The sequence below is a fragment of the Sediminibacterium sp. KACHI17 genome, assembly GCF_040362915.1.
Taxonomy (GTDB): Bacteria; Bacteroidota; Bacteroidia; order Chitinophagales; family Chitinophagaceae; genus Sediminibacterium.
This window is the reverse complement of the sequence record NZ_AP029612.1, coordinates 68,374-85,057: the sequence shown is the minus strand read 5'-3', so window position 1 is coordinate 85,057 and position 16,684 is coordinate 68,374. Positions and strand designations below refer to the sequence as shown.

Genomic DNA, 16,684 nt, shown 5'->3' with positions numbered 1-16,684 from the left:
ATATCTGTGAAATATGACCTTCTACAAAATAATTAGCACGTATTTAACACAAAACCTATAAACGATAAAAACAAGATAACTAACAGGCAATAAAACAGTACGAGTTACATCAAAAAGTATTGTTTTCCTTACTCCATTTATGATTGGAAATGCATATGCATCTGTTGCCGCCGACTGAAAAAAATTATTCTACAATTTCTTTCCTTCCTTTATACATAGTCATTAAACAAGACCTGTATGAAGTACTTATTATACTTTCATGTATTCATCTTATTGATCACAGGAATAGTTACACCTGTAGAAGCGCAAGAACCCCTGCCTTTCATTCGTGCAGCTAATGCATCAGCTAAAATAAGAATCGATAAAAAATCAACAACAGAAAACTGGGGCATTTCACCGGAAACAAAACCTGATGTATATAAAGTCGCGTGTAAAGCCGGAAAAAAAACACAAGTGACCTTCATTACCGATTTGGATTCTATCAGTTATACGATCACCGTAGGACAAAAAATCTACTTCAATATTATTTTGAATGAAAAGGATACTGCATTGACTGGCATTGAAGGTGCTTTTATACCCGATGCCGCATCATTTTCTTCTAGTTATATCAAAAAGAATCAATCAAAAGTATCTGTGAATATTCCTGAAGCAAAAGAACTATTACAAATCATTTTTGCAATTACACCTACAGGGCTGGCAGATACCAAATCGTACATTATTAATCATGATACTACTGCATATTATCTGGATGTACTCAAACATTTTACACCATATAAAGAAGAGCCTATTGTTGGGAAAATGGATAGTTTATTAAAAAAAGGGTACTATATCAATTTAAAGATGGATATCTGCGTATATCAATTTAATACAAAAGATCAACTGCAAAAAGATGGCGTGTATGATCGATTAAATATCACCGGCATAGCTGTCAATCTGATTGATCCATTCATTCAAGAACTAAATGAATTCTCAAAAAAATCCGGGTTCCGTAATTTTTATAAACATCACAAAAAATTATATGACTCATTAACTTCTGTGTATCTAAGATATGTACCTGTCAAACAAATGTGGGATTGGTGTGAACAACAATTCAGTAGCAGGTATAATAGCTATCGGGTATTTATGTCGCCACTGGTTAAAGGAAATCATTCCACTATTCATTTGGAGTCCAATGGTTTCCATGAAACAAGCATGTTCATCAGACCTACATATAATATTCCAAATGTTACTGAAGACGTTCAACAGGCATTATTATCCAGAATTGTTTTTACAGAAATCGATCATAATTATGTAAACCCTGAAACAGAAAAATACATCAAATCCATTGATACAATTTTCAACAGGAGAAATATCTGGGCTAATGGAAAAGAATCTAATGGCTATCGTGATCCTTACAACCTATTCAATGAGTATATGACATGGGCACTCTATGTTATTTACTGCTATGACAAATACAAGCCGGTAGATTTTTCTTTTGTCCAGGATCAAACTGTCAAATACATGACGAGAGTTCGGGGATTTCCTCAATTTGAAGCATTTACAAATACTTTACTCGAATTGTATAAAAAGAAAATGAATAAACAGAAGGTAGCAGACTTATATTCAGACCTGATTAGCTGGTGTAACCATTGGAAGCCTACTTCATAAAAAAAGGGAAGTCTGTTTAACAGTACTTCCCTTTTTATTTATTATTTCATTCAATTTACTTCATCTTGAAAGTTTCCAGAAACTTAGTGGTGAAATTACCTTTTCGGAAATCTTCATTCTGCATCAGTTGTAAATGGAATGGAATGGTTGTTTTCACGCCTTCGATCACATACTCGCTCAGTGCACGATACATGGTATCGATGGCTTCTTCACGTGTCTGTGCAATGGTGATCAACTTACCGATCATAGAATCATAATAAGGAGGAATCACATATCCAGCATACACATGACTGTCTACACGAACACCATGTCCACCGGGAGTATGCAACACCGTGATCTTACCAGGTGAAGGTCTGAAATCATTGTATGGATCTTCTGCATTGATACGACATTCTATCGCATGCATTTGTGGTTCATAGTTTCTACCACTGATCTTCTCACCCATTGCAATTTTGATCTGTTCTTTGATCAAGTCAAAATTGATCACTTCTTCAGTTACACAATGTTCTACTTGAATACGGGTATTCATTTCCATGAAGTAGAAATTGCGGTGTTTATCTACCAGAAATTCAATGGTTCCAACGCTTTCATAATTAATGGCAGCAGCAGCTTTACAAGCAGCTTCCCCCATTTTTTTACGAAGCTCAGGGGTCATGAATGGAGAAGGAGATTCTTCTACGAGTTTTTGATGTCGACGCTGAATCGAACAATCACGCTCACTCATATGACACACAGTTCCATACTGGTCGCCTGCTACCTGAATTTCAATATGACGAGGCTCTTCCACGAATTTCTCCATGTAAACACCATCATTCTTGAAGGCAGCTGCAGCTTCTGTACGAGCGGTTGTATACGCACGTTCCAGTTCACTTTCTTCATTTACCACGCGCATCCCTTTACCACCACCACCGGCAGTAGCTTTCAGGATAACGGGATAGCCTATTTCTTTAGCAAGTTTTTTAGCTTCTTCCACACTTTCCAGCAAACCTTCTCCACCAGGTACAACAGGTACACCGGCTTTGATCATGGTTTCTTTCGCTGTAATCTTATCTCCCATTTTATTGATCATCTCAGGAGTAGGACCAATAAATTTAATTCCATGATCCGCACAGATCTGAGAGAAACGGGCATTTTCAGCAAGAAAACCATAACCGGGATGGATAGCATCCGCATTGGTGATCTCTGCTGCTGCCATGATATGCGGGATATTCAAATAAGAATCAACTCCATGGGGTTTACCAATACAAACAGCTTCATCAGCAAATTTTACATGCAAACTGTCTTTGTCTGCAGTAGAATACACCGCTACTGTTTTGATCCCCATCTCACGACAGGTACGAATTACACGTAGTGCAATCTCTCCCCTGTTAGCAATCAGTATTTTTTTGAACATGTAGTTAATTTGAAGATTTGAAGATTTGAAAATTGAACGACTGAACAGTTTTTAAAGCCCTGTTCATTTTATCTCATGAAATGCGAGATCGGATCGTCTTATTTCAAATTACTTAGGTTCTACCAGGAATAAAGGCTGATCATATTCCACCGGACTAGCATCATCTACCAGTACTTTCACGATGGTACCACTGATCTCACTTTCAATTTCATTGAACAGTTTCATGGCTTCAATGATACAAACTACTTTTCCAGGTGCGATTTCTGTACCTACATCAGCAAGTACTGGCTTATCTGGAGAGGCCCTGCGATAGAAAGTACCGATCATTGGACTTTTAATAGTGATCAGATTGTCTGATTTAGGGGCAGGGGCAGCAGCGGCAGGTGCCGGAGCAGCGGGTGTTGCCGCAGGTGCCGGAGCAGCAGCGGGAGCAGGAGCAGTATGGAAAACCTGAGCAGGAGCAGCAGCTACCGTTACGGCAGGCTCTTCTTTCTGCTTGATGGTTACCTTACCATCCTTATCTTCTATACTGATTTCACCAATATTACTCTTATTGATGATCTTGATCAACTCGTGAATTTGCTTTAAATCCATAATGGCAATTTTTGGGGTAAAATCGGTTAGTTTGGGTCAAATCGGGGGGCAAAATAGCCTTTTTTTGATAAAAACAGGGGATTTCTTTGAATTCGGGGATATTCATTTCCAGTTTACAGGGAACTATTGACAGTTGATAGGAAAACAATATTCAGCTTACTGTCAACAAACATCTGTCTTATATAATCTGTCAACTAAAAAAGGCACTAAAAGTGCCTTTTCTATTATTAACGAATTAAATTATTCTTTTACGCGTTCCACATAATCACCAGTCTTGGTATTTACGCGGATCAACTCCCCATCTTCTACGAACAAGGGAACCATTACCGTAGCTCCTGTTTCTACAGTAGCAGCTTTCAAAGCACGCGTAGCGGTATCTCCACGAAGTCCTGGTTCACAATAGGTGATCTTCAAAACGATTTTTTCAGGTAACTCAGCACCAATTGGCTGATCTGTTTCCGTATTGATGAACACAAACACTTCTGAACCATCTTTCAGGAACTGTGGCGCATCGATCATTTCTTCTGCCAATGCGATCTGTTCGAAAGTCTCATTATTCATCAGATTAAATCCACTCTCATCCTTATACAGGTATTGGAATGCTTTTTTCTCAACACGTACCGGGAAAATGGTTTCACCACTATTCCAGGTTTTTTCAATGGAACGCTTGTTATCCACGCCTTTCAGCTTGGCCCAAACCTTCGCTGCTGCACGAGCAGTTTTATTTTCTCCAAATTCTACCACTGAATATAAGCTGCCGTCTAGCTTTAAGATCATGCCACGGCTAATGTCTGATGTAGTTGCCATAATAAGGTTTATTTCTGCCGCAAAAGTAGGGGTTTGATGCGATTTTAATGATGCCAGCTACCGGATGTCTGATTTTTTTGATTTCCGCATTTGAGTCAACGGCTTATAAGGCGATAGTTCATAGCTTTGGTTATCGGTCTTTTATTACTGACATTATTCTTAGCCCATGAGAAAGAAATCCTTACTCATCTGTCTTCTTTTTGTGACTTTTTCGTTGTTCGGACATGAGTTTTGGTTACAGCCAGCCAAATATTTCTATACCATTCGTGAGATCGCAGATATCAGTTTTAGGGTGGGTGAAAATTTTACTGGTGAAAATTGGAGTGGAAATAGAGAGAAGATCAAAATGCTTGCACATATTCAACCAAGTGGTACCAGCATTGATATCGCTGATAGGGTCTCTCTGACAAAGGGCGATTCCATTAAGTTACCCCTTCAGCAGGAAGGCACCCACATGATTTTATTCAATAGTACCAATTCTTTTATCGATCTCGAACCTGATAAATTCAAGGCTTATCTGGAAGAGGATGGATTACAAGAAGCACTGGCTTATCGATCAAAAAATGGTGAATCCTTGAAAAATGGGAAAGAGTATTACCAGCGTTCTGTTAAAACCATCATTCAGGTTGGCAATGAGAGAACAGATGCCTGTACCGAACCGACCCCTCTTCCTTTAGACATCATTCCTATTGAAAACCCATACAAACCTGTAGGATCAAGGCCATCTCAAGATCTCCCTACCATGAGGTTCCGTATTTTGTTCAAAGGAAAAGCCATACCGAATCTTTTGGTGAGAACTTGGTTTCGCAATGAAAATGGACAAATCGCGATGGAAACCTATCGTACCAATGGACGGGGATTTGTTGCGGTAAAAAGACACAGCGGAAAATTCATGGTGAGCACTGTTTACATGGAAAGACTGAATGGGGATACAAAAGCAGACTGGCAGAGTTATTGGGCAAGTGTAAATTTTGAGTATTCTTCATTTTTTCCGGTTACGAAATAACCATGATCCGGAACATTCTTTGAATCATTGATGACGGCAGACCTTTTTCACTTATTTTTGCCGCAAATTTCAAATACAAGAAACCATTACCATGGCAGTATTAGTGAATAAAAACTCGAAGATCATTGTTCAGGGCTTTACCGGAACAGAAGGTACATTCCACGCTACCCAAATGATTGAATATGGTACCAATGTAGTTGGCGGTGTAACTCCCGGCAAAGGCGGTTCTACACATCTGGATCGTCCCGTGTTCAATACCGTAGCGGATGCAGTGAAAGTTGCTGGAGCCGATGTAAGTATCATTTTCGTTCCGCCTGCTTTTGCAGCAGATGCCATCATGGAAGCAACAGATGCAGGTATCGGACTTATCGTGTGTATCACAGAAGGTATTCCGGTACAGGATATGGTGAAAGTGAAAAATTATCTTTTAGGCAAAAACACCCGACTCATCGGACCTAACTGTCCGGGTGTAATAACAGCCGGTGAAGCAAAAGTGGGTATCATGCCCGGCTTTATCTTCAAACCAGGCCGTATTGGTATCGTTTCAAAAAGTGGAACCCTTACCTATGAAGCAGCTGATCAGGTAGTAAAAGCCGGCTTGGGTATCAGTACTGCGATCGGAATTGGAGGAGACCCAATCATTGGTACTCCAACGAAAGATGCAGTTGAATTATTGATGAATGATCCGGAAACTGATGGTATCATCATGATCGGTGAGATCGGCGGTAGCATGGAAGCGGAAGCGGCTCGCTGGATCAAAGACAATAAAACAAAACCTGTTGTGGGTTTCATTGCCGGACAAACAGCGCCTCCGGGTCGCCGTATGGGACACGCAGGTGCGATCATTGGCGGCGCCGATGATACTGCTGCTGCTAAGATGAAGATCATGGCTGAATGTGGTATCGATGTTGTTGCAAGCCCGGCTGATATTGGAAAAACAATGGCTGCTGCACTCAAGAAATAATTAACTGATAAATATATTGCTATCTAAAACACCCGAAATTTTCGGGTGTTTTTTTTATCTGCTGATTTTAGTTTTATCTCTTCAACATCATCCACCGTTCTTATTCCTGATTGCTTACCATCATTATCTTATTGTTACCTACTTAAAATACTCAATTACAGGTATTGCAGCCTCATAAAAAATAAAGAAATTGCACTCGTTGGAAATCAATCCGTAAGGATAAACAACAACTACAAATTGGGGGTAAGCTTGTAGCGACTGCTGCAAGCTTCTTTTTTGCTCTAAACTTTTGTTAATCCGACTTCTCTTCTGTGAATATTGCAAGATGTTTGCATCCCCATTAAATAGGGCGTATTTTTCTACCAAATTTCAATGCATGATGCTTAGGATTTCAGTTTTACTCGGATTTCTCGTTTTTTCATTTACTTCTTTCGCACAACAAAAAGATACCAGCTTTACCAGGGAATGGATTGATATCGACACATTGGTACTAAATGATGGAATGACGAAAACCGCTTTGGAAAAAGTAAACATCCTGTATGAAAAAGCTGCTCGTCTACAACTCAAGGCCCAAAAGATCAAGTGTTTGATTTATCGATATTCATTGGAAAGTATTGTAACAGAGAAGGGACCTGTTGAGATCGCTACAGAGCTGCAACAAGAGATCAAAAACAGCTCTGATCCTATTAGTCAGAGTATATTCAGATTGATGTTAACCCAACAACTTGAAAGATATTTTCTTGAGAATCGTTGGGGCATCTATGACAGAAAGACGATCAACAACAATCAGAACCTAGATATCAATACATGGACGATCGATGATTTCAGAAAAAACATCGACCTGCAATTCAAACAAATATTGCTATACATACCCCAGCTTCAACAAGTATCAACCGATCAGTATGATGCAATTTTAATCAGAGGGAATGACAAGAATATAAAACTTGATCTTGCAGATCTCTGTCTCCTTGCAGCGATTGAATTTTATAAGTCAGAAGATTATTTTGTCAGTAGAACAACAGACTTTTTAAGTCTTCAAGATCCTTCAGCGTTAAGTGAATTAGAAACATTCATTCAAACTAAATTCCCACTCACGGATAGCAATGCGCATCATTTGATCACGCTGCAGTTATTTCAGCAATTACTAAAGAAACATAAACAAGATCATAAACTTGAATCGCTGCTGAAATTCAACCTGAATAGAATAGAATGGGTTTATCAACAAGCCAGATTCCCTGAAAAAGATATTGCTTACGAGAGTGCCTTAAAAATTATAACAACTACCTATCCATCCAATATTGCTACCGTTGATTATTGGCATGCATTAGCATTAAGAGAAGTGCAAAAAGGACAAACCTATAAGCCTTTTTCAGATACAACACACCGTTATGGACTGGTAAAAGCTAAAAAAATATTAACGGATGCCATCGCTACTTTTGATCGATCTACAGCACCACTTCAAAAAATAAATTCGCTTCTAAGAGATTTAAATCAACCGAATTGGCACATCAAAACAGAACGCGTCAATCTTATTCATAAGAAATTCAGAGCCCTTGTCTCTTATAAAAATATTGACACCCTCTATCTAAGAATTCTAAAGGCAGATTCAAACCGAGATAACCCATTATTTTGGGAATCGAAATTCTGGCAGGAACTGGTTTCTGCAAATCCAATAAAAACGATCATTCAAAAACTGCCAAGAACTGATGACCTGCAACAACATGCTGTTGAAATAGCTTTACCAGCATTACCTGCAGGTGAATACGAATTAGTTTGTTCAAATAACTCTGAATTTAATAATGATAGCACTTCGAAACTTAGCTTTCAGCGTTTTATTGTTTCGAATATCAGCTATATCAAAAATAAAAATGATCTATTCGTTGTTCATCGAGAAACAGGTAAACCATTAGCGAAAGTAAAGGTGAGCATATTCGAAAATGTCTATAAAAAAGAGTTGAAAAAATACCAGTTTCAATTATTGGCTGTCAAACAAACCGACCAAAACGGACATGTGAATTTCACCGAAAAAAAAATCAGCAACGCTTATAAATACATTTTTGAAACCAAAAATGATAAACTTGCTTTTAATCTTCCCGAATACGAAAATATTTACGAGCCGATCCATAATGAAATAACTGATCCAGAAGAAATAGCAGCGTCTGAAAACAAAGCGAAGAGGATTTTATTTTTTACTGACAGATCTATTTACAGACCAGGGCAAACAGTATTTTTCAAAGGAATTGGTGTTACAAAAAATCCATCCACCCAACAAAGTAAGATCATTAGTAGCAGAGACTCTGTATGGGTCTTCCTTCAGAATGTAAACAGAAAGAAAATCGATTCCGCACGTTTTCAGCTGAATAGCTTTGGATCATTTGCCGGTCAATTTAACTTACCCTTACAAGGACTTACAGGCAATTATTCGATCTATGTAAGACTACACCAAACAAATACAGAGACTTACTTTTCGGTAGAAGAATATAAGCGACCGACATTTTCAGTATCACTGGAAAAACCGACCTATTCATATCAGCTTAATGATACCATTGTGATCAAAGGAAATGCGAAAGCATTTGCTGGCAACGCTATTGATGCCGCTAAAGTGGTATATGCTGTTACAAGAGAAGAGAGATATCTGTATAATGATTATTGGAGAGGTCCAAGACCTTCGTATGATAGAAGAGAGATCAGTAATGGATCATTAATAACAGATGCTACCGGAAATTTCCAGATCAAGTTTAAAGCCCACGCTGAAGATATCATCATAGATAAAGAAGCAACACAGTTATTTGATTTTTCCATCAGTGCAACAGTTACTGATAATAATGGGGAAACCAGAACAGCACAAACAGAGATCACTGCGGGATCAAGATCCATCCTACTCGCAGTTAAAGCCCCCGAAAGCATTGATGCAGGCGACCTAAAAGACATATCAGTATCAACCACCAATCTTAGCAATGAAAAGGAACCTGCCATAGTTCAGTTAAAACTCACCGCCCTTCAACAACCCAATAGACTCATCAGAAAAAGGTTATGGGAAAGACCCGATCTTTTTTTAATGAGCGAAAAAGAATTCTTATATGAATTCCCTTATGATGAATATGCAAATGAATCCAATCCTTCTTCATGGCAAAAGAGTAGCGTATTTCAGGAATTCACTATTGATACGAAAATATCTGATCAACTAACCTTATCTAGTACTCTTGCGGCCGGACATTATGAAATAGAAGCAACTACAAAAGATAAAAATGGGGCTAGTATAAGATCGGTATCCTACTTCAAAGTATTTGACCATACATCGAAGAAGTTACCTTCTCAGGAATATGAATTCACTTTCACTAAAAAAGAAACTGCTGAGCCAGGAGATACCGCGCTATTCATTCATGGGGTCTCAGCTAATGAAATTTATGTCATCAGGAAAAGAGATCAGGCGAATAAGAGAGCTGTTATTAGTTATGAAATCCGAAAAAAAGGATTATCCGATATCAGTTTTATTCCAACAGAATCTGATAGAGGTGGGATGATGATCACAGAAGCATATGTGATACACAATAGAATGTATTCTCAGGCCTATCGCATTAATATTCCATGGAGTAATAAACAGTTAGAGATTCAATATCGCTCCTATCGCAACAAGACTGAGCCGGGTAGTAAAGAAACCTGGACCATACAAGTGAAAGGTCAGAAAGGAGATAGCACAAATGCAGAAGTATTAACAAGCATGTATGATGCATCTCTTGATCAGTTCAAACAACACAGATGGAGAATCCCTGCACTATGGCCGGAAAACAGATGGGCAAATGATTTCCATAGCGGAAGTAATTTTACTACACAACAATCAGCTGATAAATTCACAAATACGATCTATTTAGATCCGGGACAAGAAGCAGATATAGATAGACTCCCCTTGTACGCACAAGAGTTAATGCAACAAAATCTGTATCGTTGGACAACTGATTCATCTACGCTACCAGTTCAGCTGAAAAATCATTTAATCAAAAAATTAGATCGTTCTTTCTTTTTTGCTTATCAGCCTCAACCGGTTAAAACCATGAGCCCTGCATTAAATGAAACCATAACAGTCAGCTCAAGAAAAACCAATATTACTTCTGATGTTGCTTATGGCACGATGGCTGGCGTTCCGGTAGAATATGATGCAGTAAGAATCAGAGGTAACAGTAGTACTCCTATCGCAACGGGCAGTTTGCTGATCGTAGATGGTGTGGTCGTTTCCAGCATTGCAAGCATCAATCCTGCTGACATAATTTCTATTGAACAATTAGCTCCTGCAGAAGCCATGAAACAGTATGGGCAAAAGGCTGAAAAAGGTGCTATGATCATTGTTACGAAGAATGCAGTACCGCCTGTTGTCATTCGAAAAAACTTTAATGAAACAGCTTTCTTTTATCCTCAGCTACACGCAGACAGCAGTGGTAATTATAGTTTCAGCTTTACAATGCCAGAAGCGGTTACCCAGTGGAAATGGATGACCCTTGCACATAATAAGGATCTTGCTTTTGGTAATGCTCAAGCAGATATCATCACTCAAAAAACATTGATGGTACAAGCCAATCCTCCACGTTTTATGCGGGAAGGTGATAAAATGGAGTTCAGTGCTAAGGTTACTAACTTAAGTGGTGAGGAACTATCCGGACAAGTGATGTTGGAGCTCATTGATGCAAATGCCGGATCTTCAGTGGACGGATGGTTTCAGAATGTTTTCCCTGTACAATATTTTACCGTACTTGCTAAACAGAGCACTACTGTAAAATTTCCTATTCAAATACCATTTAGTTTCAATCGTGCACTTACCTGGCGATTGGTGGCTAGAGCAGGGAATTACAGTGATGGAGAAGAAAATATACTTCCGGTACTTACCAATAGGCAACTTGTTACGGAGAGTATGCCGATCTTGATCACAAAAGACACTACACAAACATTTCGTTTTGAAAAACTCATCAATGCCAATAGCCCTAGCCTCACACATGAAGCATTGACCATGAGTTATACTGCCAATCCAATTTGGGAGGCCATACGCGCACTCCCCTATTTGATGGAATACCCATATGAATGTGTAGAACAAACATTTAATCGTTTTTACGCGAATAGCTTAGCGCAGTATATCCTGAATAGAGATCCTAAAATCAAAAAAGTATTTGAGGCATGGCAAAAAGATACTGCCGCACTAAAAAGTAAGCTTCAACTGAATCAAGCGCTTAAACAATTGATGCTGGAAGAAACACCATGGGTATTTGAAGCGGCAACAGAAACTGAAAAAAATAAAAATTTGGCTTTACTATTTGATGTTTTCCGATTGAATCAACAAGCAGAACAATTCATCAACAAATTACAGGAAATGCAGTTACCGGATGGGAGCTTCAGTTGGTTCAAAGGTGGCTATTCAGATCGTTACATGACGAATTATATCTTGACGGGCATTGGCAAGTTGAAAAGACTGGGCGCTATTACTTCTGATGTCACGATCAGATTACAGCCGGTGATCAACAACGCTTTAGCATTTCTGGACGCAGCTATACTGAAAGATTACCGTACTATCAGATCTAATAAAAATGATTCTACAAAAATGATATTATCCGGCATACATCTTCAGTACTTGTATATGAGAAGTTTCTTTCGTGAGATCGCATTAAAAGAAAATGATGAAGCATATCGATATTTCTATGACCTGGGTAAGAACAATATTCAGAAACAAAGTATCTACAATAAAGCGCTATTAGGATTGATTTATTTCAGAAATAATGAAAAAAGGTTTGTCAATGTCAATATCCTTAACCCAATTCTTGAAAATGCGGTAGAGGACAAATCAAAAGCAACTATTTACTGGAAAGACCGTTCTGCATATTCATGGTTTACTTCTTCCATAGAACATCAAAGTACAGTAATCCAATTTTTACAAGAGATACTGAAAGATCAAAATTTTTCAGGGGGACAAAAAAGTATTGATCATGCCAGGAACTGGCTATTGCTTAATAAACAAACCAATCATTGGAATACTACTGTTGCAACAGCTGATGCTGCATATGCACTGATCATAACCGGTTCAGATCTATTACATACAGATAAAAGAGTTAGTATCGAATTAGGTAATGTAGTTTACAATAACCAAGGCACGAATAGAGAAGCAGGCACCGGATATTTCCAGCAACGTATAGAAGGAAGACTGATAAAACCTGAAATGGGAAACATTCAAGTCACAGTACAAACAATCGGAAATGCATCTAAGGAATCCATATCATGGGGTGCTGTACATTGGCAATATTTTGAAGACATGGATAAGATCACTCCCTCTTCTACCCCATTATCTATCAGCAAAGAACTATTCATCGAAAAAAATAGCAATACAGGCAAAGTGCTGGAATCATTGAAGGAGAATGATGTGGTAAGACCCGGAGATAAAGTGATCATCAGGATGATCATTAAAAGCGATCGTGTAATGGAATATCTCCATTTAAAAGATACCAGATCTGCAACTATGGAACCCGTAAATGTATTAAGCGGGTTCAAATGGCAAGACAGACTTGGTTATTATGAAAGCACAAAAGATGCCAGCACCAATTTCTTCATTGGTCAGTTGAACAAAGGCACTTATGTCTTCGACTACCCTGTTTACATCACTCATACCGGTGTTTTCTCAACAGGCAATGCCAGTATTCAATGTATGTATGCACCAGAGTTTACTGCGAATTCGGGAGGAATGATATTACGAGTAGAAGAATAAGTTTATTTTTTTGATCTTTGATTTCTTGAAGGAAATAAGTCAAGAAATCAAAGATCAAAAAATCAAAGATCACTTGACCAAAGGTATTCCCACCTGAATGGTATAGAATCCCATTCGGGAACGATACCATGTTCCCACTTCACTTCCTTCAATTGATTTTTGGTATTGAGCTCTGAGACCAACTGATACAGCCTTCCATTCATACCTTACAGCCAAAGCTGAAAATAAAGAGGCGATTGATGGACGAGCAACAACTCCTGACAATGTATACTTACCCCCTAATTCACCCAATCCTAATTGAGGTTCCACTCTGAAATTTCCGATCGCATGTTCATAACCAACCAATACCGGTATAGAGCGAATGGAATAGTCTTCTGAGGAACCAACAAGTTTTTTCAAAGTTGCCCTGCCCATACCTGTTGTAAGTGTCAAGGCTCCTGTAGGGCCTGTAACAAAAGATGCTTTTGCATACAATCCCCAACCACTTCCACTTTTTCCGTCAAAACTTACCAACCCTGCTTCCGGAAATAATGTCAACTTCATTTTTCTTGACTGTGCCCTCGCTGTTAAAGAACAAATAGATAGCAATAATAAAACGATCCACCCTTTTCGCATGGTATTGATTTTGGATGATGACACTTATACAACAAAAATCGATGCCTGAAAGCCGGTCTTTTTGGACTGGCGGTTAGATCAAAGGATAAAAGATATTCGATGCACAAGAATGACTGTATTTCATGAAATTTGCAGTTCATCACAGATTACGCATATGGTTGTAGACTATATTATTATTGGACAGGGGATTTGTGGAACGATGTTAAGTCACCGATTACTAAAGGCAGGTAAAACAGTAGTGGTCATTGATGAAACAAAGCCCTTTACTGCTTCGAAAGTAGCCAGCGGCGTGATCAATCCGGTCACCGGAAGAAGAATTGTAAGGACATGGGAGATTGAAAAGATCATGCCATTTGCAGTGGATGTTTATCGGGAATTTGAAAAGGATCTGAATATTGCTTTGATCAGACAAACTAATATTCTGGATTTTCATCCTACCCCACAAATGATGCTGGCTTTCAAAGAAAGACTACCTGAGGAAAAGGAATACCTGCGTATACCTGATCAAAGCGAACAACTGTCTTCATATTTTAATTTTTATTTTGGCGTTGGAGAAATCGATCCTTGCTGGTTGATAGACATCAATCGTTTATTAAAAGAATGGAGAAAAAAATTGCAGCTGGATGGAAGGATAATTGAACAAAGATTTGAATGGAAAGATTGCAGTATCAAAGCATCAGAAGTACAATATCAACATATCACTGCGAAGGCGATCATTTGTTGTGAAGGGGCTGCCGGTTTTCACAATCCATATTTCCATTTATTACCCTATGCGCCAAATAAGGGACAAGCGATCATTGCGGCGATCGACGGATTGCCTGCTACCAATATTTATAAACAAGGTATCAATCTGGTTCCTTGGCAAGATGGATTGTGGTGGATCGGTTCTACTTATGAGTGGGATTTTACAGACCTGAATCCATCTGAAGCTTTCAGAATGAAAACAGAAGAACAGCTTAAACACTGGTTGAAATTGCCTTACCGGATTTTAGACCATATGGCTGCTGAACGTCCGGCCAATATGGAAAGAAGACCTTTTGTTGGTCTACATCCCGTACACAAAACAGTTGGTGTATTCAATGGAATGGGCACAAAAGGCTGTTCATTAGCTCCATTTTTTGCCAATGAGTTAACCCACTATCTGGTATCAGGAAAAGAAATGACCCCTGCCGCGGATGTCACAAGATTTACCCGCATTTTAAGCCGCTGATTGATGACAAAAAATTAATATTGCAGCCATAATTATCCACTAACACTGAAATCAATGGCTGAACCCGCCGCGAGCAAACAAGACTATACCATTCCACTGCGTTATCGCAAAATGGAAAATTTACATATCGTATTTTGGTTGTTCAAAGATGTAGCCTGGTGTTTGGGATTTTCCATTCTTGGTATCACCATGATCTTTCCAACACTGATCATAGCGATCATCATCAGTTGGAGAACAAGAAATATTGTTTCAGAATTGTGTCATAATCTTGCAATCGCAGTTTGGATCAGCGCTAACTCTTATTGGATGATCAGTGAGTTTTTAGCATTTGATGAAAAGATACTTTTTAGTCATTACACTTATAAAGATCTTGCACTGATTCCATTTTTAACCGGCATTCTCATTCTCGCATTTTATTATCTGATCTGGAAGCCCAAACATAAAGAGGCATATTAAAGATCATAGCCACAAGTATAAGAACTGGGTCTGGATGACGATCCAATATGCAGGCTTTTACACCCGTTATTACAACTACCACTCATCAAGGCCTGCTGCCGCCGATACACTCATTTTGCCGCCAACGCACTCATTTTACCGTTCATCACAGGTACTTTACCGTTTGTGAAAGCGCAAGTCCCGCTTATCCCTGTTTTTATACAAGGATGTTCACCCCCCATATACCTTTATGTCTTCAAAGTAAATGGAGCCTCGCTCCCATGTAATATGAACCACCACACCGAATTTCTGTTTGCTCGTTTCCGCCAGCGCGTGAAGCCACCAGAAGTTCATCTGAACTAAATCTTCCCGTTCACCATTTCCGGACAAAAACCTGAATGCAGGAACAAAGATGCATAGCTGCAGCTATGCTGATGTACCCTTCATTTCAAGTTCCCAATGGTGCCGTCAGTGACGGTAAGGGTCGACGTATACCTTTTCCTAACCATTCTTATGCTTATAAAAAATGAAACCATTAGTAGTGGTGATTGCCGGCAGTGCCCTGTTATTCCTCTGCCTTGGCAACCCCAAACATCAAAAACGACAACAAACCGCTGCTAAAAGAGCAGCCATCGTGAACACCCTTAAAACAGTCCGTAAATAAACGGGTAATAACATGAAAACAATTCCACCTTAAATCTGTGAATCTGTGTCTAGTTATTGCCACAGATTCACAGATTATATTCTTCGGAAAATATATCGTTGAATATAGTAGCCATCATAATGTGTAGCTATGATGCGATCATTGTACACTACGATCTCATCAAAAAACATATCAATAGACGTGCGGTTATAAGGATCACGGACATTTACTTCCCAGATGTCATGCACTCGATCATGATAATTGCCGTATTGGTCATAATATCCGCCTGCAACTGTTCGGATACGCCATGTACCACGCATAAGGCTATAACCATCTTCGTATTCAGCATCTCCATTCCGATAAAAATCAAAGACACCTTCTTCTAAGGCAGATCGAAAATACTGCCATCCGAATCCATCACTACGTGATGCTTCTGATAGTACCCAGGTTCCGGCGATGGATCTTTGTTCGGGAACAATCACAGTTTGTGAACAAGAAGAAAGAAAGACAATAAGTGTAGAAAAGAGTAAAAATCGTTTCATAGAACATCATTTTCAGGGTTAAGAAAAATGTTTCATAGAACAACATTCAATTCTTCGACCAAAAAATGATTTTACAGAAGAAACAAATC

At 38.8% G+C, this 16,684-nt stretch carries 12 protein-coding genes; 7 read left to right on the top strand and 5 right to left on the bottom strand.

All coding sequences use genetic code 11. From position 1 onward, the window contains the following. Nucleotides 1-237: 237 nt before the first annotated feature. Entirely contained in the window at nt 238-1,647 is a 1,410-nt protein-coding gene (locus ABXG83_RS00270; protein WP_353549519.1) for a DUF4932 domain-containing protein, read from the top strand. Between the two features lie 55 nt (nt 1,648-1,702). Here the strand turns inward: ABXG83_RS00270 and accC are convergent, their stop codons facing one another. The 3 genes from accC to efp all read right to left on the bottom strand — a co-directional run bounded on the left by accC (nt 1,703) and on the right by efp (nt 4,441). Beyond that, nucleotides 1,703-3,040 (bottom strand): acetyl-CoA carboxylase biotin carboxylase subunit, encoded by a 1,338-nt coding sequence (gene accC / locus ABXG83_RS00265; RefSeq protein ID WP_250685023.1) that lies wholly within the window; start codon nt 3,038-3,040, stop codon nt 1,703-1,705. 108 nt (nt 3,041-3,148) lie between these two features. Then, nucleotides 3,149-3,634, bottom strand: a complete 486-nt coding sequence (accB, locus tag ABXG83_RS00260) for an acetyl-CoA carboxylase biotin carboxyl carrier protein (RefSeq protein ID WP_353549518.1) — start codon at nt 3,632-3,634, stop codon at nt 3,149-3,151. 240 nt (nt 3,635-3,874) lie between these two features. Then, a complete protein-coding gene (efp, locus tag ABXG83_RS00255; RefSeq protein ID WP_353549517.1) occupies nt 3,875-4,441 on the bottom strand; it encodes an elongation factor P in 567 nt (188 codons plus the stop codon). A gap of 166 nt (nt 4,442-4,607) precedes the next feature. Here efp and ABXG83_RS00250 point away from each other — a divergent pair, with 166 nt between their 5' ends. The 3 genes from ABXG83_RS00250 (at nt 4,608) to ABXG83_RS00240 (ending at nt 13,150) form a co-directional block, all read left to right on the top strand. Further along, complete coding sequence (locus ABXG83_RS00250; RefSeq protein ID WP_353549516.1) at nt 4,608-5,447, top strand: DUF4198 domain-containing protein; 840 nt, start codon at nt 4,608-4,610, stop codon at nt 5,445-5,447. A 91-nt stretch (nt 5,448-5,538) separates the two neighbouring features. Then, nucleotides 5,539-6,411, top strand: a complete 873-nt coding sequence (sucD, locus tag ABXG83_RS00245; protein WP_353549515.1) for a succinate--CoA ligase subunit alpha — start codon at nt 5,539-5,541, stop codon at nt 6,409-6,411. A 376-nt stretch (nt 6,412-6,787) separates the two neighbouring features. Next, nucleotides 6,788-13,150: an alpha-2-macroglobulin family protein gene (locus ABXG83_RS00240; RefSeq protein WP_353549514.1), complete on the top strand. Its 6,363-nt coding sequence runs from the start codon at nt 6,788-6,790 to the stop codon at nt 13,148-13,150. Nucleotides 13,151-13,219: 69 nt separating this feature from the next. Here the strand turns inward: ABXG83_RS00240 and ABXG83_RS00235 are convergent, their stop codons facing one another. Beyond that, complete coding sequence (locus ABXG83_RS00235) at nt 13,220-13,765, bottom strand: hypothetical protein (RefSeq protein WP_353549513.1); 546 nt, start codon at nt 13,763-13,765, stop codon at nt 13,220-13,222. Between the two features lie 154 nt (nt 13,766-13,919). Between ABXG83_RS00235 and ABXG83_RS00230 the strand changes: the two genes are divergently transcribed. From ABXG83_RS00230 to ABXG83_RS00220, 3 genes are all read left to right on the top strand, one after another. Continuing rightward, the gene (locus tag ABXG83_RS00230) at nt 13,920-14,975 is read left to right on the top strand and encodes an FAD-dependent oxidoreductase (protein ID WP_353549512.1); all 1,056 of its coding nucleotides are present in this window, start codon (nt 13,920-13,922) and stop codon (nt 14,973-14,975) included. A 54-nt stretch (nt 14,976-15,029) separates the two neighbouring features. Next, nucleotides 15,030-15,431, top strand: coding sequence for a hypothetical protein (locus tag ABXG83_RS00225; RefSeq protein ID WP_353549511.1), 402 nt, complete (start codon nt 15,030-15,032; stop codon nt 15,429-15,431). A gap of 505 nt (nt 15,432-15,936) precedes the next feature. Continuing rightward, nucleotides 15,937-16,074 (top strand): hypothetical protein, encoded by a 138-nt coding sequence (locus ABXG83_RS00220; protein ID WP_353549510.1) that lies wholly within the window; start codon nt 15,937-15,939, stop codon nt 16,072-16,074. Between the two features lie 74 nt (nt 16,075-16,148). Here the strand turns inward: ABXG83_RS00220 and ABXG83_RS00215 are convergent, their stop codons facing one another. After that, the gene (locus ABXG83_RS00215; RefSeq protein ID WP_353549509.1) at nt 16,149-16,595 is read right to left on the bottom strand and encodes a hypothetical protein; all 447 of its coding nucleotides are present in this window, start codon (nt 16,593-16,595) and stop codon (nt 16,149-16,151) included. Nucleotides 16,596-16,684: the final 89 nt, after the last annotated feature.